This window comes from Streptomyces sp. SID8352 (assembly GCF_009862265.1).
GTDB lineage: Bacteria > Actinomycetota > Actinomycetes > Streptomycetales > Streptomycetaceae > Streptomyces.
Map to the genome: position 1 here is coordinate 110,194 of NZ_WWGX01000035.1, position 18,907 is coordinate 129,100.

At 74.2% G+C, this 18,907-nt stretch carries 14 protein-coding genes; 7 read left to right on the forward strand and 7 right to left on the reverse strand.

Annotation, left to right across the window (positions count from 1 at the left end):
* Nucleotides 1-4 precede the first annotated feature (4 nt).
* The 3 genes from GTY84_RS11965 to GTY84_RS11975 all read left to right on the forward strand — a co-directional run bounded on the left by GTY84_RS11965 (nt 5) and on the right by GTY84_RS11975 (nt 3,429).
* Nucleotides 5-1,075, forward strand: coding sequence for a DUF917 domain-containing protein (locus GTY84_RS11965; RefSeq protein ID WP_161226166.1), 1,071 nt, complete (start codon nt 5-7; stop codon nt 1,073-1,075).
* Nucleotides 1,072-2,589 carry a helix-turn-helix domain-containing protein gene (locus tag GTY84_RS33765; RefSeq protein ID WP_161226167.1) on the forward strand — a complete coding sequence of 506 codons (1,518 nt, stop codon included), beginning with the start codon at nt 1,072-1,074 and terminating at the stop codon, nt 2,587-2,589. Before GTY84_RS11965 ends, GTY84_RS33765 begins: the two co-directional genes overlap by 4 nt.
* A 120-nt stretch (nt 2,590-2,709) precedes the next feature.
* The gene (locus GTY84_RS11975; protein ID WP_161226168.1) at nt 2,710-3,429 is read left to right on the forward strand and encodes an aspartate/glutamate racemase family protein; all 720 of its coding nucleotides are present in this window, start codon (nt 2,710-2,712) and stop codon (nt 3,427-3,429) included.
* Nucleotides 3,430-3,536: 107 nt separating this feature from the next.
* Here GTY84_RS11975 and GTY84_RS11980 read toward each other — a convergent pair whose 3' ends face one another.
* From GTY84_RS11980 to GTY84_RS11990, 3 genes are read right to left on the reverse strand one after another with little or no spacing between them, the layout of a single operon-like run.
* Nucleotides 3,537-4,517, reverse strand: coding sequence for a 3-hydroxyacyl-CoA dehydrogenase (locus tag GTY84_RS11980; RefSeq protein ID WP_161226169.1), 981 nt, complete (start codon nt 4,515-4,517; stop codon nt 3,537-3,539).
* Nucleotides 4,514-5,752 carry an iron-containing alcohol dehydrogenase gene (locus GTY84_RS11985; protein ID WP_161226170.1) on the reverse strand — a complete coding sequence of 413 codons (1,239 nt, stop codon included), beginning with the start codon at nt 5,750-5,752 and terminating at the stop codon, nt 4,514-4,516. The genes GTY84_RS11980 and GTY84_RS11985 overlap by 4 nt, the downstream gene beginning before the upstream one ends.
* On the reverse strand, nt 5,749-7,242 hold the full coding sequence (locus GTY84_RS11990) for an NAD-dependent succinate-semialdehyde dehydrogenase (RefSeq protein WP_161226171.1): 1,494 nt from the start codon (nt 7,240-7,242) through the stop codon (nt 5,749-5,751). The genes GTY84_RS11985 and GTY84_RS11990 overlap by 4 nt, the downstream gene beginning before the upstream one ends.
* Nucleotides 7,243-7,478: 236 nt before the next feature.
* Between GTY84_RS11990 and GTY84_RS11995 the strand changes: the two genes are divergently transcribed.
* Entirely contained in the window at nt 7,479-8,153 is a 675-nt protein-coding gene (locus tag GTY84_RS11995; RefSeq protein WP_161226172.1) for a GntR family transcriptional regulator, read from the forward strand.
* Nucleotides 8,154-8,274: 121 nt separating this feature from the next.
* Nucleotides 8,275-9,990, forward strand: a complete 1,716-nt coding sequence (locus GTY84_RS12000; RefSeq protein WP_161226173.1) for a helix-turn-helix domain-containing protein — start codon at nt 8,275-8,277, stop codon at nt 9,988-9,990.
* Between the two features lie 187 nt (nt 9,991-10,177).
* Here the strand turns inward: GTY84_RS12000 and GTY84_RS12005 are convergent, their stop codons facing one another.
* The 4 genes from GTY84_RS12005 to GTY84_RS12020 all read right to left on the reverse strand — a co-directional run bounded on the left by GTY84_RS12005 (nt 10,178) and on the right by GTY84_RS12020 (nt 15,913).
* Nucleotides 10,178-11,239 carry an ABC transporter permease gene (locus tag GTY84_RS12005; RefSeq protein WP_161226174.1) on the reverse strand — a complete coding sequence of 354 codons (1,062 nt, stop codon included), beginning with the start codon at nt 11,237-11,239 and terminating at the stop codon, nt 10,178-10,180.
* Nucleotides 11,236-13,809, reverse strand: a complete 2,574-nt coding sequence (locus tag GTY84_RS12010) for an ATP-binding cassette domain-containing protein (RefSeq protein ID WP_202550900.1) — start codon at nt 13,807-13,809, stop codon at nt 11,236-11,238. Before GTY84_RS12010 ends, GTY84_RS12005 begins: the two co-directional genes overlap by 4 nt.
* Nucleotides 13,810-13,884: 75 nt before the next feature.
* A complete protein-coding gene (locus tag GTY84_RS12015) occupies nt 13,885-14,607 on the reverse strand; it encodes a glucose 1-dehydrogenase (protein WP_161226175.1) in 723 nt (240 codons plus the stop codon).
* A gap of 148 nt (nt 14,608-14,755) precedes the next feature.
* The gene (locus GTY84_RS12020) at nt 14,756-15,913 is read right to left on the reverse strand and encodes a substrate-binding domain-containing protein (protein WP_161226176.1); all 1,158 of its coding nucleotides are present in this window, start codon (nt 15,911-15,913) and stop codon (nt 14,756-14,758) included.
* A 363-nt stretch (nt 15,914-16,276) separates the two neighbouring features.
* Between GTY84_RS12020 and GTY84_RS12025 the strand changes: the two genes are divergently transcribed.
* Both GTY84_RS12025 and GTY84_RS12030 read left to right on the forward strand, forming a co-directional pair.
* Entirely contained in the window at nt 16,277-17,176 is a 900-nt protein-coding gene (locus tag GTY84_RS12025; protein ID WP_161226177.1) for an alpha/beta hydrolase, read from the forward strand.
* Nucleotides 17,177-17,265: 89 nt separating this feature from the next.
* Nucleotides 17,266-18,891: an NAD(P)/FAD-dependent oxidoreductase gene (locus tag GTY84_RS12030; protein ID WP_161226178.1), complete on the forward strand. Its 1,626-nt coding sequence runs from the start codon at nt 17,266-17,268 to the stop codon at nt 18,889-18,891.
* The last annotated feature ends 16 nt before the right edge of the window (nt 18,892-18,907 follow it).

Consider the following 18,907-nt stretch of genomic DNA (forward strand, 5'->3'; position numbering starts at 1 on the left):
GCCCATGACGTCCACCCGGAACGATGCGCTCCGCACCATCGCCGCGGAGCACATCGACGCCCTGGGCGCGGGCGCCACCCTGCTCGGCTCGGGCGGCGGCGGGGACGTCTCCCTCGCCGGACACCTCCTGCGCCGGGCCCTGGCACCCGCCGGACGCCGCGTCGAGGTGGTGCCCGCCACCGCCCTCCCGCCCACCGCCCTGGTCGTCCACGCCGGCGTCGTGGGCGCCCCCGACGTGCTCGCCGAACGGCTCCTGGCCCCCGCCGACCTCGCCCGCGCCGTCGAGGCCCTCGTCGGCCACCTCGGCGGCGGCCTCGCCGCCGTCGGCGTGATCGAGATCGGCGGGCTGAACGCCATGGCCGCCGTCCTCACCGCCGCCCACCTCGGCGTCCCCGTCGTCGACGGCGACCTCATGGGCCGGGCCTTCCCCCGGATCAGCCAGACCACGGCCGCCGCCGCGGGCCACCCCGCCGCCCCGCTCGCCCTGGTCGGCCCCGCCGCCGACACCGTGATCGTCCCGGCCGCCTCCCCGGCCATGGCCGAAGCCCTCATCCGCGGCTGCGCCGCCACCATGGGCGGCGCGGCCTGCCTGGCGATGTACCCGCTCACCGCCGCCGTGCTCACCGCCCACGGCGTCCGCGCCAGCCTCAGCACCTGCCACGCCCTGGGCACCGCCTTCCTCGCCCACGACCCCGCCGCCGGCGCCCGCGGACTCGCCGCCCGGCTCGGCGCCCGGCCGCTGTTCGAGGGCCGGATCGACGAGATCCGCCCCCCGCTCGCCGGCGCGCCCGGCTGCGTCACCCTCACCGCCCCCGACGGCGCCGCCACCGCCCGCCTCGACCACCACGAGGAGTTCCTCGCCGTCACCCTCGACGGCGCCACCGTCGCCCGCACCCCCGACATCATCGTCGCCCTCGCCGCCGGCAACGGCGCCCCGCTGCGCACCGACCAGCTCCGGCTCGGCCAGTCCCTCGCCCTGCTCGCCCTGCCCGCCCTGCACACCTGGCCCCCCGGCACGGACGGCCTCGTCGGCCCCTCCGCCTTCGGCCTCGACCCCGAAGCGGTGACCCCATGACCGGCTGCCCCCGCGTCGCGGACCTCCTCCACGACCCCGTACTCGACGGGGTGCGCACCGTCGCCGGCGCGGCCGGCACCGAACGGACCGTGCGGGACGTGCGCTGGTACGACGGCGACGTCGACGGCATCGAGGGCCACCTCCTGCTGTGCGGCGAGAGCGACGTGACCCCCCTGTACCGGCTCGACGCCCTGGTCCGGCGGGCCCAGGAGGCCGGCGCCGCCGCCCTCCTCGTCGTCGCCGCCCCGGCCCAGCCGCTGCTCTCCGGCGTCCGGCTGGCCGACCGCCTCCGGATCCCCGTGCTCTGGCTGCGCGAGGACCACCCGGTCCGCCTGGTGCAGGAACTGACCGCCCGGGTCCGCGCCCCCGAACAGGCCCGCGCCCGGACGGTGGAGCGGCTGCTGCGCCGGCTCGCCGCCAGACGCACCGGCCGGGACATCCTGGCCGGTGCCGGGGAGGTCCTCGCCGCCCCGCTCTCCCTGGTGACCGCCGAGGGGGACGTCCTCCTCGGCGACCCCGTCGCCCTCGACCCCGCCCTCCGCCTCGGACAGCCCGTGCCCCAGCGCGCCGACCGCGTCCTGGTCCACCCCGTCCTCGACCCCGACGCGCACCGCGCGGCCGCCTGGCTGGCCTGCCCCTACGAACGCGCCGCCGAGTCCCGGCTGGACACGCTCGCGGTGGGACTGGCCATGACCGAGCCGTTCGTGCGCTCCTGGCTGTCCGCGCAGCGCGCGCGGACCGTCCGCGACTCCGTCTTCCAGTCCCGGATGCTCTCGGAGATCCTCACCGGCGGAGACTCGGTCAGCCGCGACGTCGTCCAGGGCGCCGTCTCGCTCGGCTGGCGGCTCCAGGGCTGGCACGTCGGACTGCACCTGGCCGCGGGCGACCCGGGCGGGCCCGGCGTCCGCGACCCCCTCGTCGAGGAGTTCCGCGCCGCACTGGCCCGGCACGGCGTCCCCCTGGCCGGCGCCGTCAACCGGGGCGACGGATGGGCCCTGTGGACCACGACCGACACCGAACCCGCGCCCGACGACGCCCGCGCGACCCTGCGGGCGGTCCGCCGGGTGATCGCCGCCCTGCCCCGCGACCGCGACCTGACCGCCGGCATCGGACGCCCGCACCCCGGCCCCGGCGGCCTCGCCGAGACCCTCACCGAGGCCCGGGACGCCGCGGAACTCGCCCGCAGCCACGACCACCGCCCCGCCGTCGAGCACTCCGACGAACTGGGCGTCGCCCGGCTGCTGGCCACCTGGCAGCGCTCCGAGGCCACCCGCGCCTTCGCCGACACCTCCCTCGCCCCGCTGCGCGACCCCGCGCACACCCACCTGCTGGCCACCCTGCGGACCTACCTGGAGAGCGGCGGATCCGTCGTCCTGACGGCCCAGGCCCTCGGCGTGCACCGCAACACGGTGACCGCCCGCCTCCAGCAGGTCCGCGAACGCCTCGGCATCGACCTGGACGACCCCAGCCGGCGCCTCGCCCTCCAGGTCGCCTGCCGTGCCCTCGGCGCCTGACGGCACCCCCGCGGCAGGGCGGGTCGCACAGGACACGGCGGCCCGCTGGGCATCGCGCACCTTCCCGGTCCCCTCCGGGCTGCCTACTCTCCCCGTACCCCCGCTACCGAAGGAGACGAGATGCGCATTCGGGTCATCCTCCCCGTGATCGGCGATGCCCTGATCGAGCACGTCCGCACGGAGGTGACCGGCTGGGCCGCCGCCGGGACCGAGGTCGACGTGGTGTCGCTGGAGCGGGGAACCGCCAGCATCGAGTCGGAGTACGACGAGGCCCTGGCCGGGCCCGGCATCCTCCGGCGGGTGGAGGAGGCCGCGGCGGAAGGCGTCGACGGCGTCTTCGTCACCTGCTTCGGCGACCCCGGGGTGCACGCCGCCCGGGAGATCATCGACGCCCCCGTGGTCGGCGGCTACGAGCCCGCCATGCTCACCGCGCTCAGCCTCGGCGAGCGGATCGGCATCGTCACCGTGCTGCCCAACGTGCTGCCCATGCTCCGCTCGCTGGGCCGCCGCTACGGCATCGAGGGCCGGATCGGCACCATCCGCGTCGTCGACCTGCCGGTGCTCGGCCTGGAGGACCGCCGGGTGCTCCTCGACCGCCTCTTCGCCCAGGCGTCGGACGCGGTCACCCGGGGCGAGGCGGACGTCATCGTGCTCGGCTGCACCGGAATGCTGGGCGTCGCCGCCGAACTCCGCGACCGCCTGGCCGCCGCGGGCCACGCCGTCCCCGTGATCGACCCGACCGGCGCCGCCGTCACCTGGCTGGAGAGCTGCGTCCGCCTGGGCGTCACCCCGAGCCGCACCACCTACATGACACCGCCCGCCAAGACCCGCTCCGCCTGAGGACGCCGGCCCCCGCGGCCCCGCCCGCGCGCCCGGGACCGGACGGCGCCGCCCCCGCGGGACCGCCGGCGGGCGGCCCGGCGGGGGCGGCCCCCCGGTGCGGGCGCTCAGGAGGCGCCGTCGCGGCCCTCCTCCCACAGCGGGGTCAGCCGCATCAGCCGCTCGTCGCGCCAGCGGACCCGCTCCTCCCACCGCTCCAGCGGGAGCAGGGCGCGGCGCTGGGCCACCGCGTCCGACACGAGGTCCTCCGTCCACGGATCGTCCTGCCCGCGCTCGGCGCCCATCCGGGCGTAGGCGGGCCCCATGGTCCGCGCGTGCGCGGCCAGCCCGCCGCGGCTGTTGAGGTCGGCGGTCTCGAACGGGCCGATCAGGCTCCACCGGCGGCCGAGACCGCTGCGGACGACCTCGTCGATCTCGTCGGCGGTCGCCACCCCGTCCCGCAGCAGGCAGTAGGCCTCGCGCAGCACCGCCCCCTGGAGCCGGTTGAACACGAACCCCTCCGGTTCGTGGCGGACGGTGACCGGGCGCAGCCCCGCCCCGGCGTAGAGGGCACGGGCCCGCTCGGCCGCCCACCCGGCGGTGGCGGGGGAGGGGACCACCTCGATCACCGGGATGAGGTAGGGCGGATTGCCGGGGTGGCCGACCAGGACCCGTTCCCGCACGGTGCCGGGCAGGCCCTCGGCGAGGAGGCCGGGGCGGATCGCGGAGCTCGAACTGGCGAACACCGCCCGCTGCGGCGCGCTCCGCGCGGCGCGCAGGATCAGGTCCCGCTTGACGTCCGCCCGCTCCGGGGCGCACTCCTGGACCAGCGCCGCTTCCGCGACCGCCTCCGCCAGGTCGTCGGTGAACGCGACGCGGGCCCCCGTGGCGGCCGGGTCCCCGGCGAGCCCGTGGGCCGCCAGCCGCTCCAGGCGGTCGGCGAGTTCGCCCCGGGCGCGCTCCAGGGACGCGGGAAAGGGGTCCCACACCCGCACGGTGTGCCCGGCCCGGGCGAAGACGATCGCGAAGGCGACCCCGATGGAGCCGGCCCCGGCGACCGCGACCGGAGCCGGAGCGTCCGGCGGGGGAGCGGAGGGGGTGCCCGTCACACCGACCACCAGCCGCGGTCGTTGTCGTAGCCGCGCCGCAGGATCTCGACCACCGACGCGTGGGTGAGGTCGCGCGGGTTGTTCGCCGTCAGACGGGTCGCCAGCATCGCCTGGTCGGCCACGCGGGAGAAGTCCCCCGGGTCCAGGCCCAGCGTCCGCAGATCGGTCGGGCAGCCGACGGTCTCCAGCAGCTCCTCCACCCGGGAGATCCCGGCCCGCGCCTGCTCCATGGGCGCCGCCCCGGGAGCGGCGGCCCCGAGCAGCCGCCCGATCTCGGCGAACTCCGCGACCCGGGCCGGGAGGTTGAAGCGCATCACGTACGGCAGGAGGGCTCCCACCCCGAACCCGTGCGAGGTGCCGGTCAGCGCGCCGATCGGGGACTGGATCGCGTGCGCCGCGGCGGTGCCGGCGGTGTTGATGGCCATCCCGGCGTTGTAGGCGGCCAGCATGGTCGCCGAGCGTGCCCCGATGTCGGACGGGTCGGCGACCACGGCCTCCAGGGAGGTGTTGAGCAGGGTCAGCCCGCTGCGGCAGAAGATGTCGGTCAGCGGGTTCTTCCCGACGTAGAGGTGACGGTCCAGGAACTCCGGCGTCACGTCCTTGACCCGGTCGGTGAACGTCTCGACCAGATGGGTCAGCGCGTCGGCCGCGGTGGCCGCGGTGAGCGCCGGCGGGCAGGTGAGGGTCAGCTCGGGGTCGATGACCGCGGCGTACGGCTCCAGGTGCGGGCTGGCCACGCCGACCTTCATGCCCCGCTCCCGGTCGAAGACGACGGAGACGCAGGTCACCTCGGCGCCGGTGCCGGCGGTGGTGGGGACGGTGACGACCGGGAGCCCGGGTCCAGGGACGAGGAACTCGCCGTAGTAGTCCCGCACGTCGCCGCCGTGCGCGAGGACGGCGGAGGCCACCTTCGCCAGATCGAGGCAGGACCCGCCGCCGACCGCGAGCAGCGCCTCCACACCGGCGCCGCCGTACTCCCGGACGACGGCGAGCGCGTTCTCGCGGGGCAGGTCCGGCTCGGTCCCGGAGAACACCGAGACCGTGAGCCCCTCCGCCTCGACGGCGGCCACCAGGTCCGTGAACACGGCCGATCCCGCCATGCGGGCGTCGGTGACGACCAGGACGTGCCGCGCGATCCCGGCGAGCAGACGGGGCAGGTGGCGCCGCTCACCGGGACCGAAGAGCACGGTCCCGGGCTGGCGCAGCACACCGGTGGGGAAGACGTCCGCGCTCACAGTCCGGCCCCCGTCCCGTTCACGGTGATCGCCAGGTACTTGGGTTCGAGGAACTCGTGGATCGCCTCGTGCCCGCCCTCGCGGCCCAGGCCGGAGGCCTTGATGCCGCCGAACGGCGCCGCCGGGTCGGCCATCACCCCGCGGTTGACGCCGACCATGCCGAAGTCGAGGCGCTCGCTCACGGCGATGGCGCGGTCCACGTCACGGGTGAACACGTAGGCGGCCAGCCCGTAGCCGGTGTCGTTGGCCGCCGCGACCGCCTCGGCGACCGAGTCCACCGGGTAGATCGCGGCGATCGGCGCGAACAGCTCCCGGCGGCAGATGTCGCCCGCCGCCGCCCCCGCCATCGAGAAGACGGTCGGTTCGAAGAAGAACCCGTCGCCCGGCACCTCCCGGCCGCCGGTCAGCAGCGTCGCGCCGGTCTCCCGGAAGCCGTCCACCAGCTCCCTGACGGTGTCGCGCTGGCGGGCCGAGATGATCGGGCCGATCTCCGTGTCCGGGTCGAACCCGTCGCCGACCCTCAGCTTCTCGGTCAGTGCCACGAACCGGGCCGTGAACTCCTCCGCGACCCTGCTGTCGACGATGATCCGGTTGGCCGCCACGCACGCCTGACCGGCGTTGCGGAACTTGCACAGCACCGCCTGCTCCGCCGCCAGTTCGAGGTCGGCGTCGTCCAGCACCAGGAACGGGCCGTCGCCGCCCAGCTCCATCGAGGCGTTGGTGATGTTCGCGGCCGCCTGGCCCAGCAGGGTGCTGCCCACACCGGTCGAACCGGTGAAGCTCACCTTGCGCAGCCGGCTGTCCGCCATGAGCGCCGCCGACACCTTCGCCGAGGACGTGGTGTGGACGAGGTTGACCACACCTGCCGGGAAACCGGCGTCGTGCAGGGCCCGCACGAACAGCGCACAGGTCAGCGGCGTCTCCTTCGCGGACTTCACCACCACCGCGCAGCCCGCCGCCAGCGCCGCCCCGGCCTTGCGGGCGATCATCAGCAGCGGGAAGTTCCACGGGGTGATGAGCAGGCACGGACCCACCGGCTGATGGGTGGTCACGATGCGGTAGTCGCCCCGGGAGCCGTGCGCGTAGGTGCCGTGCAGGTGCGCGATCTGCTCGGCGTACCAGAGGAAGAAGTCGGCCGAGAGCTGGAACTCGCCCCGGGCCTCGCCCAGCGGCTTGCCGCTCTCCAGCGTCATCGTCTCGACGATCTCGTCGGCCCGCTCCAGGAGCAGCCGGTGCGCGCGGTGGAACAGGTCGGCGCGCTCGCGGGGGAGCACGTGGCGCCAGCCGTCCTGGGCGGCGACGGCCGCGTCGAGGGCGCCGAGCGCCTGCCCGACGGTGCCGTCGGCGACCTCGGCGACGGTCCGGCCGTCGGCCGGGTTGACGACCGGGAACGTCCCGGCGGCAGGTGTCCACGCGCCGTCGACGTACAGGCCGACGGGAATCTCCCGTCCGCGGACCTGCGCGGTGACCGGCGCGGTCGGAGTCGTCATGGAAGGGGCCCTCCTCGTTTCGGCGGCAGCAATACGGCGGCGGGCCGGCCGGCCCGGCGGGACTGCCCCCGGTGCCGCACGGCGCGTGCACGCCCATGACGTATGACCGTCATCCCGTAATACGCTAGGGGTCCGAGGGCCGGATCAGGCCCGGTGCATCGATTTGAGACAGCTGCCCCACGGACCGGGACCGCCCCGGGGACGCCGGGCAGCGGCTGGAGTTTGAGGAACCCGTCATGAGCACCCCGAGACTGACCCGGCACGCGGCACCCCTGCGGCAGCAGATCACGCGCCTCCTGCGGGAGGACATCCTCAGCGGTGCCCACCAGCCGGGCGACGCCCTGCGGGAGAGCGCCCTGTGCGAGGCCTACGGCGTCTCCCGCACCGTCGTCCGGGAAGCGCTGCGCCAGCTGGAGACCGAACGGCTGGTGACCGTCGTCGCCCACCACGGCCCGGTCGTCACCGTCCTGACCCCGCAGGACATCGAGAAGATCTACGAGGTCCGGCGCGCCCTGGAGGGCCTGGTGGGGGAGCTCTTCGCGGTCCACGCGCCGGAGCGGGCCAGGACCGCCCTGCGGGAACTCCTGGCCGGAATGGACGTCAGCTACCTCCGGGGCACCGTCCGCACGCGCGAGGAGGCCAACGAGCGGTTCTACGGCCTTCTGCTCGAAGGCGCCGGGAACCCCGTCCTCACCGAGGAGGTCGCCCGCATCCACGCCCGGGTCCAGATCTTCCGCCGCTACGCCTTCACCGACGCCCGGCGGGCACGGATCTCCTTCGAGCACTTCGGCCGCATCACCCGGGCCGCCGCCGTCGACCGCGACCCCGCCGAGGCGCGCGCCGCGTGCGAGGACCACGTCCGGGGCGCGGCGGCCCTGGCCGCCGAGGAGCACCGCCGCCGCACGGCCTGAGGGGACGGCGGCCCGCACGGTCCGGGGCCCACCGTCTTCTCCTATTACCGGATGATGTGATGTGGCACTATACGCGCCATGTCGCACAATGCTCCGACTCTGCTCCAGGAAGGAGAAGAGCATGTCGATGGCGCCAATCCACACGCTCAAGGACGAGTGGCTGACAGGGGGCACCGAACGCATCGGCGTCGCACCCGAGCTGCTGCGGTCCTGGCAGCGCTCCCGGGAGGCGCTCGGCGTGCCGGCCAACGTCCGCGAGGTTCCGCACGTGGCGGAGGACGAACTCGACCAGCATCTCCTGGACCTGTTCCAGGCGCCGATGTCCCGCTTCTCCAGCGACCTGTCCGGAACGGGCGTGGGGCTGCTCCTGGCCGACGCCCAGGGCCGCATCCTGGGCCGGTGGGCCGCTGACCGCGACTCCTCCCGCCACTTCGACCGGGTCGGCACCGGCCGCGGCGCCGTCCTGGACGAGTCGCTGGTGGGCACCAACGGCGTCGGCACGGTCCTGGCGACCGGGCAGAGCGTCCAGATCACCGGTGCCGAGCACTACGCGGACATGTACAGCGACTCCGTCTGCACCGGGACGCCGATCCGGCACCCCGCGACCCAGAAGATCGTCGCGGTGGTGACCCTCTCCAGCGGGCTCATCGACGGCCGCTCACTGCTGCGGCCCATGGTCAGAGCGGTCGCCGACCAGCTCGAACAGCACCTCCTCGACGTGGCCTCGCCCAAGGCGCGGGCCGTCTTCCAGGCGTTCCTGGACGCCTCGAAGGCACGGGCCGGCGCGGTGGTCGGGTTCGGCCCGCAGGGGCTGATCATGCAGAGCCAGGGCGCCTCCCGGCTGTCCAGCGCCGATGTCGCCGCGCTCGGGGACCTGGCCCAGCGGGGGTCCGACGGCCGGTTCGTCGTCGAACTCTCGAGCGGCCCCACCGAGGTCCGGCTGGCGCCCGTGGAGGGCGGCGCCGGGGCGATCGTCTCCCTCCAGCGCGGCAGGACCCCGGCGGTCACCGCGCCGGGACGCGCCCGGCCCCAGCTCATCGGACGCTCCCAGGACTGGATGGCGGCCCTGCACGCCGTCGCCCGGCGGCGCGAGGCGTCCCGCCCGGTGGTCATCGCCGGCGAGTCGGGCGTCGGGAAGACCTCCCTCGCCCTGGGACTCCCGTTCCGTCCGGGCGAGGACGGACCGGGCGCCCACATCGTCATCGACACGGTCGAACGGACCCTGGTGGGCGGCAAGCGCTGGCTGCGCGGCATCGCGGAGCGGCTGCAGAGCGGCGCGCCCGTGATCGTCAAGGGCATCGACGCCCTCGACCCGGCGGCGCGCATCGCCCTGGCCGGGCTGCTGGAGATGAGCGTCCCCAAGGGCCCCGTGATCCTGACCGCCACGCTGCGCACGGCCGCCGAGGCCGAGGAGACGGCGGTGGGCCTCGGGGCGTCGCACGTGTGGGTCCCTCCGCTGCGGGAGCGCACCGCCGACCTGCCCGCGCTGTGGCGCTACTTCACGGACCGCGCCATGCCGGGGGTCGGCCTGGAACCCCGCTCGGAGACCCTCGACCTGCTCACCGGCTACGAGTGGCCCCGCAACCTCAAGGAACTCCACAACGTCGTCGAGGGGCTGGCCCTCGCCGGGAAACGCGGCTACGTCCTCCCCGGCGACCTGCCGGAACGCATCCAGGGCGCCCGCGCGCTGACCATGATCGAGCGGGCCGAACTGGAGGCGATCTCCCGGGCGCTGCGGGAGACCGACGGGAACCGCTCCCGCGCCGCCGAGATGCTGGGCCTGTCCCGGGCGACGATCTACCGCAAAATGAAGTCCTACAAGCTCACCGGCACCTGACGGCGGTTCCGGCCCCCTCCCGCAGCCCCCTCCCGCAGCGCTCCTCCCGGCCCCGCGCCCGCACCGCGGCACGCGGCACCGGCACGGCGGCACGGACACCGGCCGCGGCGGGGTGCGGCGGGCGCCGTCCGGTGCGGTCCGGGAACCCTCTTCCCGGACCGCACCGCCGCGTGTCCGCGGGCCGTCCTCAGCCGGCCGCGGGCAGCGCCCTCCTGCGCCGGGCCGCCCGGCGCAGGACGGGGGCGGCCTGGCGCAGCAGGACCACCGCGGCGAGGACCGCCGCCTGCGCGATGAGCTGCTGGGCGTCGTTCCAGCCCAGCGAGCGGAGCAGCTGGCCGAGCTGCGTCAGGAACAGCGCCCCGATGCCGCTGGCCACGATGCTCGCGATGCCGCCGGACAGCGCGGTGCCGCCCAGGACGACGGCCGCCACGGTCGGCAGCACATAGCTGTCCCCGATGAACAGGCCGGGGGTCCGGGTGTAGCCCGCCAGCAGGACCCCGGCGACACCGTAGGCGAGGCCCGCGAAGCCGTAGGCGGTGACCTGGTGGCGGACGACCCGGATGCCCAGGGCCGAGGCGGCGGGCACGCTGACCCCGATGTACGTCAGCCGCCGTCCGGCCGCCGACCGCCTGGCGACGACACCGCCGACGGCGAGGACGGCGACCGCGATGAGGAAGGTGTTCGGGACGCCGAGGGTCCGGTCGACGGAGAACCGGCTCAGCCCGTCGGGCGCCGTGGCCGGCGAGCCGCCGGAGATCTTCAGCACCGTGCCGAGCAGGACCGCGTTCATGCCGAGGGTCACGACCAGCGGCATCACCCGGGTGACGGCGACCAGCACACCGTTGAGCAGGCCCACGAGGGCGGGCGCGGCCACGGCCACGGTGATCGCCAGCCATGTCGGCCAGCCGTGGTACTGGACCGTGCAGGTGGAGACGGCCGCGGCGAGCGCGATCATGCCCGGCACCGACAGGTCCAGCCCGCGCTGCTGCACGACGAGGGTCTGCCCGGCCGCCGCGATGGCGAGCACCGCGGCGAAGGGCAGCATGCTGAGCAGCGGTGCCGAGCCGGTGCTGCCGGGCGCGATGGCGGGACTGAGGGCGAACAGGAGCAGCGTGGCGAACGTGATCCCGGCCCAGCCGCCCGAAAGGAGGCGGCGCCAGGCCATGCCCCCGCCGGAGCCGTTGTCGTTCATGTCGTCCTCCCGGGGACTGGGAATGCGGCGCGGGGCGCCGGAGGGCCGTGTGCTCATGCGTGCGCTCCCGTCCCCCGGGTACGGCGCAGCTGCGCGTACAGCACGGCGGCGCCGATCGTGACCAGGCCCGGGAGCCAGTAGCCCCAGGCGGGGGAGAGGTCGAGGAACGGGGAGACACTGACCAGCTGCTGGGCGAGCACGGCGGCGGCGATGACCCCGATGAAGGAGCCGCGGCCCCCGAAGATGCTGGTTCCCGCGAGAACGACCACGGTCACCGAGTTGAGCGTGTAGGCGAGACCGGGGCGGCCGTCACCGACACCGATCTGGGCCATGAGGAGGACACCCGCGGGCAGCACCAGGAGCGAGCAGAGCACGTACGAGCCGAACCGGACCAGCCGGACCCGCACCCCCAGGCGCTCCGCGGCGTCCGGTTCGGACCCGACGGCCCGCAGCTCGACGCCCCACCGGGTGCGGCGCAGGGCCAGTTCGAGGAGCAGCACGAGGAGCACCGCGAGGACGGTCGCCAGCGGCACCGCCCCGAAGCGGGCCTGCACCGCGTCCACCACCGGCGGGAAGACGGTGCCGCCCGGGGTGTCCCGCAGGGACAGGTAGACGCCCTGCAGGGCCATGTACACGGCGAGGGTCGCGACGACCGGGTTGATCCGGAACCAGGTGACCATCACACCGTTGAGGACCCCCACCGCGAGCGCGCCCAGGGCCATCAGGACCAGGCCGAGGACGAGGTTCCCGCCGTCCACGATCCAGTACGACGAGATCACCACCAGGAGGCCCATGAGGGGCCCGACCGAGAGGTCGAACCCGGCGCCCAGGACGACGACCTGCTGCGCGGCACCGACCAGCAGCAGCGGCGCGATCATCAGCATGAGGTTGCCCAGGTTGAACTGGCCGAGGTAGTCGCCGTTGTGGAGCCCGGTCCCCAGACCGAGGAGCACCACGAACGCGGCGAGGACGGCCGCGGGGGCCTGGTCGCCGGCCAGCAGGGCCCGCAGCCGGCCGCGCCCCGCCGGACGGGCCCGGTCCTGGTCGCGCACGGTCGTCGAGGTCAGCGCCGCGTGGGTGATGGCCGCCTCGGTGATCTCCGCACCGGCCAGCTCCTCCACGACGTTCCCGCGCGACATGATCAGCACCCGGTGGCACAGGCCCTCCAGCTCGACGTTGTCGGAGGAGAGCACGATGACGGCGGCGCCGTCGTCGGCCGCGGCGCGCAGGATCCGGTACAGGTCGACCCGGGCTCCGGCGTCGACGCCCTGGGTGGGCTCCTCGACCACGAGGACCTTCGGCGCGGCCAGCAGGGTGCGGGCCATGACGGCCTTCTGCTGGTTGCCCCCGGACAGGGAGCCGATGGGGGTGTCGGGCGTCGGGGTCTTGATCGCGAGGCCGCGGATCTGCTCCTCGGCGGCGGCCCGGGCCAGCGTGTCGCTGACGAGGCCGGAGCGGGAGACCCTGCGCAGGGTGCGCGCCACGATGTTCTCGCCCACGCCCAGCGGCAGGAAGACGCCCTCGCCGTGCCGGTCGGCGGGCACGTAGACGACGCCGGCCTCCGCGGCGGCCGCGTTCCCGCCGCGGACCTGCGCTCCGTCGACGGTGATCCGGCCCGAGGCGGGGGCGAGCCCGGCCAGGGCGCGGACGAGTTCGGTCTGCCCGTTGCCCTGGACACCGGCCAGGCCGACGATCTCGCCGGAGCGGACGGTCAGGGAGACGCCGTCGAAACCGGGACCGGACAGCCCGCTCACCACGAGCCGCCCGGCCGCGCCCGCGGGCACGGGCTCCTTGGCGGGGAACACCGTCTCCAGCCGGCGGCCGACGACCCGCTCGACGATCTGGTCCTCGGTGACGCTCCCGGCGTCGAACGTCCCGCGGGTCCGGCCGTCGCGCAGGACGGTGATCCGGTCCGCGATCTGCTTGACCTCGGGGATGCGGTGGGAGATGTAGACGACGCCGGCGCCCGCCGCGACGGTCTCGCGGACCTTCGCGAAGAGGCGCTGCACCTCCTCGGCGCTCAGGTGCTCGGTGGGCTCGTCCAGGATCAGGACCTTCGGGTCCAGCGCGAGGGCCTTGGCGATCTCGACGATGAACCGCTTCTCCATCGACAGGTCGGCGACGCGGGCCCGCGGGTCGATGTCCATCCCCCACGGCGCGAGGGTCTCGCGGGTCCAGGCGGCGGCCCGGCGCAGCCCGCCCACCCGCCGGTAGCCGACACCGAGCGCCATGTTCTCCGCCACGGTCAGGTCGGGCAGGAGCGCCGGGTGCTGGCGCACGATGCCCAGGCCCAGGCTCCGGGCCTGCTCGGGCTGCGCGTGGGTGAGCCGGCCGCCGCCGATGAGGACCGCGCCGTCGTCGGCGGCCAGGGCGCCCGAGGCCACGGCCATCAGCGTGGACTTGCCGGCACCGTTCTCGCCGACCAGGGCGTGCACCTCGCCGGGACGGACGTCGAAGCTCACCGCGTCCAGCGCGCGGACGCCGGGGAAGGACTTCCCGATGTCCCGCAGGGAGAGCACCGGCGCGACGGGGCCGGCCGCCCCGCGGGACGGGTCGGGAGCGGGGCCCGCGCCCCGTTGCGGTGGCCGGACCCGGGTCTCGGGTCCGTTGCTGCCGGAGTTGGTCACGTCGGATCTCCTGGAAGAGTTGGGGAGGCACCGGCCCGGGCGGCCGGCCCGGTGCCCGGCCCGTCGCCGGGCCTGTTACTGGGCGAGGTAGCCGCCGTCCACGACGAGTTCGGAACCGGTCACGAAACTGGCCTCGTCGGAGGCGAGGAAGACGACCCCGGCGGCGATCTCCTCGGGGCGCCCGGCACGGCCCATCGGGGTCCGGGAGATGACGAACTCGTTCACCTCCGGGTCCTGGGCGTCCGTCAGCGGGGTCCGCACGAAGCCGGGGTGCACCGAGTTCACGCGCACGCCCTCCCGGGCGTAGCTGATGGCGGCGTTCTTGGACATGTTGCGCACCGCGCCCTTGGTCGCGTGGTAGGCGTGCGCCCCGGCGACGGCGGCGCTGCCCCAGATCGAGGAGACGTTGACGATGCTGCCGCCGCCCCGGGCCACCATGTGCGGGATCACCTCGCGCATCCCGAGCCAGGTGCCGGTCTGGTTGACCGCGACGACCCGGTTCCACTCCTCGCCGGTCAGCTCGTGCAGGCCCTCGTAGGCGATGATCCCGGCGTTGTTGACGAGGAAGTCGACGTGCCCGTGGCGGCCGACGGTCCCGGCGACCACGCGCCGCCAGTCGTCCTCGCTGGCCACGTCGAGGGACGCGTAGTCGACCCCTGCGCCGAAGGAGTCGTCGGCGGCGGCGCGGCTGGTCGCGACGACGGCCGCGCCCTCGGCCGCCATGGCCTCGACGATCGCGCGGCCGATGCCCCGCGAGGCGCCGGTGACGATGCCGACCTTGCCGGCGAGTCGGTTCATGGGTGCTCCTCGGTCGGTCCCCCGCCCGCGGCCCGGTCCCGTACGGGAGGACGGCCGGGGAGGGCAGGAAGGAAAGCGGTGGGGAAGGAAGGGGCGGCGGCGCCGGTCCGGCCGGGACGGCCCGGGAGCCGCCCCGGCCGGACCCGGATCACTTGTAGAGCTCCTTGATCTGCTCGGTGGTCAGACCGGAGGAGAGGATCGCGTCGGCCGGCAGCGACTTGTCGTGCCTGGGCAGCAGCTTCGGGTTGGTCGAGTCCTCGATGATCTCCAGCTTGTACGTGGAGGGCTCGTCGTTGTCGATGCCGTTGTAGGCCGCCAGACCCTTGTTCAGGGCGGCCTGGACGACCCAGTTGCGGGAGGACTCGGTCGCGATCTGGTAGCTCGGGTACCGCTTGTGGTAGCGGTGCCAGAGGCCCGCGAACTCGTTGGAGTCGTTGGCGGCCCACACCGGCAGCGGCTTGTCCGCGGCGATGAACGCGCGGATGCCGCCGACCGAACCGCCGCCGAAGTCGGAGACGATGCCGTCGATCTTCCCGTGCTTCGTGATCAGGCCGGCCACGACCTGCTGCGTCTTGCTGACGTCCCAGTCGGTGGCGACATAGCCGTCGGGGTTGAGCAGACGGATGTCCGGGTGCGCGGCGACGGCCTTCTTCACACCGTCGTAGACGGTCTGGGAGTAGGCGCTGCCGGCGACGCCGCCGAGCATCACCAGGTTCCCCTTGCCGCCCATGGTCCTGGCGGCCCAGTCGGCGAGCGTGGTGCCGTACCCCTCGACGTCCTCGGCGACGAAGTCGACGTAGTCCTTGCCCGGTGTGCCGCCGATGCCCGAGACGATCGGCACGACCGCCACCCCGGCCTCGTTCGCCTTGCGGATGGCGGGCAGCAGGGCCTGCCCGGCGTCACCGAAGGTGACGATCACGTTGGCGCCCTGCGCGACCATCGAGTTGATGTCCGAGATCGCCTTCTGCGTGTTGTTCTGGGCGTCGGTCACCTTGACCTGGGTGATGTTCGGGCACTTGGCCGCCTGGGCCTGGAACAGCGCGATCGTGGCCTTGCGCCAGGTGTTGTTGGTGTTGCCGTCGGCGTAGCCGACCTTGATCGGCTTGGTGCCGCAGAACGCGGTGACGTCCTTGATGTCGGACTGCACACCGACACCGCCCACCTTCACGGTCGGCCACGGCCCGCCGGAGTCACCGGCAGCGCCGGAGTCCCCGGAGCCGGCCGACAGCCCGCCGCAGGCGCTGAGCGCCAGGGCCGCGGCGGCCGCGGCGGCGGTCGCCGCGACGGCCCGCTTCTTGACGTACATGGGATGTCTCCTCGCTGAGAACGGTGAAGGACCTCGGTGACCCGCAGGGCCCGGAGGAACCGGGCGACCGGGTGCACGGAGGCGCGGAGCCGGGGGCGGCCCGGCTCCGAGGGGCGGGATCGCCGGTGCGCTCGGAGCGGCGCGATCGCCCGGGTGAGGGGAACCGGGCCCGGTGGGGGCCTCGTCGAAGGCTGTCGTGAGCGGGGCCGTGTGACGCGAGCCACCGTGAGACAGGGGTGCCTCATTTTGTGACAGCGCTCATGCGGGGCGCGCGGCGGCGGAGATGCTCGCCACCTCGGGACGGCCGCGTTCGCCGCCCCGCGGCAGCACCGACCACCGCCCCTGACACCGAGGAGCGCCCACATGCCCCTTCCCCGCCCCACAGACCCCCTCGGCGAGATCTACGCCGAGTGGAGCGTGGAGTTCGAGGCCCATCCGCAGATGTCGCTCCAGCTCATGCGCTGGGTCTTCGAGGACTGGCAGCGGGCCACCACCGAACCCGAGGAGGTCGGCTACGCCACGACCTCCCTCGGCGGCGTCCCCGGCATCCTCGTGACCCCGGCAGGCGCGGACCCCTCCCGGATGATGGTGGTCATGCACGGCGGGGGCTTCGCGCTCGGCTCCGCCTCGAGCCACCGCAAGCTCGCCGGGCACCTGGCCCGGGCCTGCGGGGCCCGCGCCTTCGTCGTCGACTTCCGCCTCGCGCCGGAGTTCCCCTTCCCGGCCCAGATCGAGGACGGACTCGCCGTCCACCAGGCACTCCTGGACCAGGGCATCAGGGCCGAGGACATCTGCTTCGTCGGCGACAGCGCCGGGGGGAACCTCGCCGTCGCCATGACGCTCACGCTGCGCCGCGACGGCCGCCCGCTGCCCGGCCGGGTCCTGACGATGTCGCCCTGGCTGAACATGGAGAACACCGGCGCCACGATCGAGACCAACAACGACACCGACTTCCTGATCACCCGCGAGGGCCTGGCCGGGAACATCGACCGCTACCTCTCCGGCGGCGCGGACCCGAGGGACCCGTACGTCAACCCCCTGTACGCCACCTACGAGGGCTTCCCGCCGCTCTACGTCTGCGCGGCCGACACCGAGTCCCTCTTCGAGGACTCCGAGCGCCTGGTCGCCCTGGCCAGGAGCGCCGGCACGGACGTGACGTTCTCCGTCGGCAGGGGCATGCAGCACGTCTTCCCGTTCCAGGCCGGTCGCCTCGCCCGCGCCGACGAGGAGATCGCCGCCATGGCCGCCTGGTACCGGTCCTGACCGCGACCGCCGGGCCCCGCCCCCCCACTGCTTCCGCGCCCCGCCCCGGGCGCCCCCTCCGCCACCACCCGGTGAAAGGACCCACAGACATGACCAGCAAGCCCGACCACGACGCGATCGTCATCGGCGCCGGCTTCTCCGGCCTCGCGATACTCCACCACCTGCGCGAGATCGGCCTGTCCACCCTCGTGGTCGACGGCCAGGACGGCATCGGCGGCACCTGGTGGGTCAACCGCTACCCCGGCGTCCGCACCGACAGCGAGTACAGCTACTACTCCTTCTCCTTCTCCAAGGAGGTCCGCGACGAGTGGACCTGGACCGAGCGCTACCCGGCCGGCGAGGAGGTCCGCAGGTACCTCGAGTTCGTCGCCGACCGGCTCGACCTGCGCCGGGACATCCGCCTGTCCACCCGCGTGGAGAAGGCCGTCCACGACGAGGACGCCAACCTCTGGACCGTCCACCTCGCCGACGGCACCGCCCTGACCGCGACCTACCTCGTCTCCGGCATGGGCGTCCTGTCCCAGGCCGTCCTGCCCGCCATCGACGGCATCGACTCCTTCCGGGGCGAGAAGTACCACTCCTCGGCGTGGCCCCGCGGCGGCGTGGACCTGAAGGGCAAGCGGGTCGGCCTCATCGGGCTGGGCGCCTCCGGCATCCAGATGGTCCCCGAGATCGCCAAGGACGCCGGCGAGTTCCACGTCTTCCAGCGCACCCCGAACTTCGTCGTCGAGACCACCAACGACCCGGTGACCGAGCAGGACATGGCCCACCTGCGCGACCACTACGACGAGATCTACGAGAAGGCGGCCGGCCACCCCTTCGGCGTCGCGATGGAACCGGCCCCCTGCGGTGCGCTCGAGGTCTCCGCGCAGGAACGCGACCGGATCTTCGAGAGCAAGTGGAACGAGGGCGGGTTCCACTTCGCCAACGAGTGCTTCAACGACCTGGCCACCAGCCACGAGGCCAGCGAACTCGCCTCGGAGTTCATCCGCCGCAAGATCCACGAGATCGTCGAGGACCAGGACGTCGCCGACCTCCTCTCCCCGACCGGCTACTCCTTCAACGGCAAGCGCGTCCCCACCGGCCACCACTACTACGCGACGTTCAACCGGCCCAACGTGCACCTCGTCGACGTCGCCTCGCAGCCGATCAGCCGCATCTCCGAGCGCGGCGTGGTCGTCGGCGACACCGAGTACGAGGTCGACGTGCTGGTCTTCGCCACCGGCTTCGACGCCATGACCGGCACCCTGACCGGCATCGACATCGTGGGCCGCGGCGGACGCACGCTGCGCGAGAAGTGGCTCGCCGACGGACTGCGCTCCAACCTCGGCATCGGCGCCCACGGGTTCCCCAACTTCTTCATGTCCCTCGGCCCGCAGACCCCCTACTCCAACCTGCCCGTCCCGATCCAGCTCGGCGCCCAGTGGCTGCAGCGGGCCATCGCCTGGGCCCGGGAGAACGACGTCCCCTTCCTGGAGGCCACCCCCGAGTCGGAGGCCTGGTGGGTGGAGGAGACGGAGCGCGCCGGGAAGGCCACGGTCATGTACTCCGAGGGCAAGAAGGCCAAGGCCTGGTTCCTCGGCGACAACATCCCCGGCAAGCCCGAGGAGTTCCAGGTCTACATGGGCGGCGGCCAGGTGTACCAGCAGTTCTGCCGCGACGCCGAGGCCGACGGCTACCGCTCCTTCCTGGCCAACCAGCCGGCCGGCGCCTGAACCGGACACGAGGAGA

Coding starts and splice junctions, on each gene's coding strand:
- GTY84_RS12030 (WP_161226178.1), top strand. CDS start 17,266: ATGACCAGCAAGCCCGACCACGACGCGATCGTCATCGGCGCCGGCTTC.
- GTY84_RS11965 (WP_161226166.1), top strand. CDS start 5: ATGACGTCCACCCGGAACGATGCGCTCCGCACCATCGCCGCGGAGCAC.
- GTY84_RS11995 (WP_161226172.1), top strand. CDS start 7,479: ATGAGCACCCCGAGACTGACCCGGCACGCGGCACCCCTGCGGCAGCAG.
- GTY84_RS12025 (WP_161226177.1), top strand. CDS start 16,277: ATGCCCCTTCCCCGCCCCACAGACCCCCTCGGCGAGATCTACGCCGAG.
- GTY84_RS33765 (WP_161226167.1), top strand. CDS start 1,072: ATGACCGGCTGCCCCCGCGTCGCGGACCTCCTCCACGACCCCGTACTC.
- GTY84_RS11990 (WP_161226171.1), bottom strand. CDS start 7,242: ATGACGACTCCGACCGCGCCGGTCACCGCGCAGGTCCGCGGACGGGAG.
- GTY84_RS12000 (WP_161226173.1), top strand. CDS start 8,275: ATGTCGATGGCGCCAATCCACACGCTCAAGGACGAGTGGCTGACAGGG.
- GTY84_RS11975 (WP_161226168.1), top strand. CDS start 2,710: ATGCGCATTCGGGTCATCCTCCCCGTGATCGGCGATGCCCTGATCGAG.
- GTY84_RS12015 (WP_161226175.1), bottom strand. CDS start 14,607: ATGAACCGACTCGCCGGCAAGGTCGGCATCGTCACCGGCGCCTCGCGG.
- GTY84_RS12020 (WP_161226176.1), bottom strand. CDS start 15,913: ATGTACGTCAAGAAGCGGGCCGTCGCGGCGACCGCCGCCGCGGCCGCC.
- GTY84_RS12005 (WP_161226174.1), bottom strand. CDS start 11,239: ATGAGCACACGGCCCTCCGGCGCCCCGCGCCGCATTCCCAGTCCCCGG.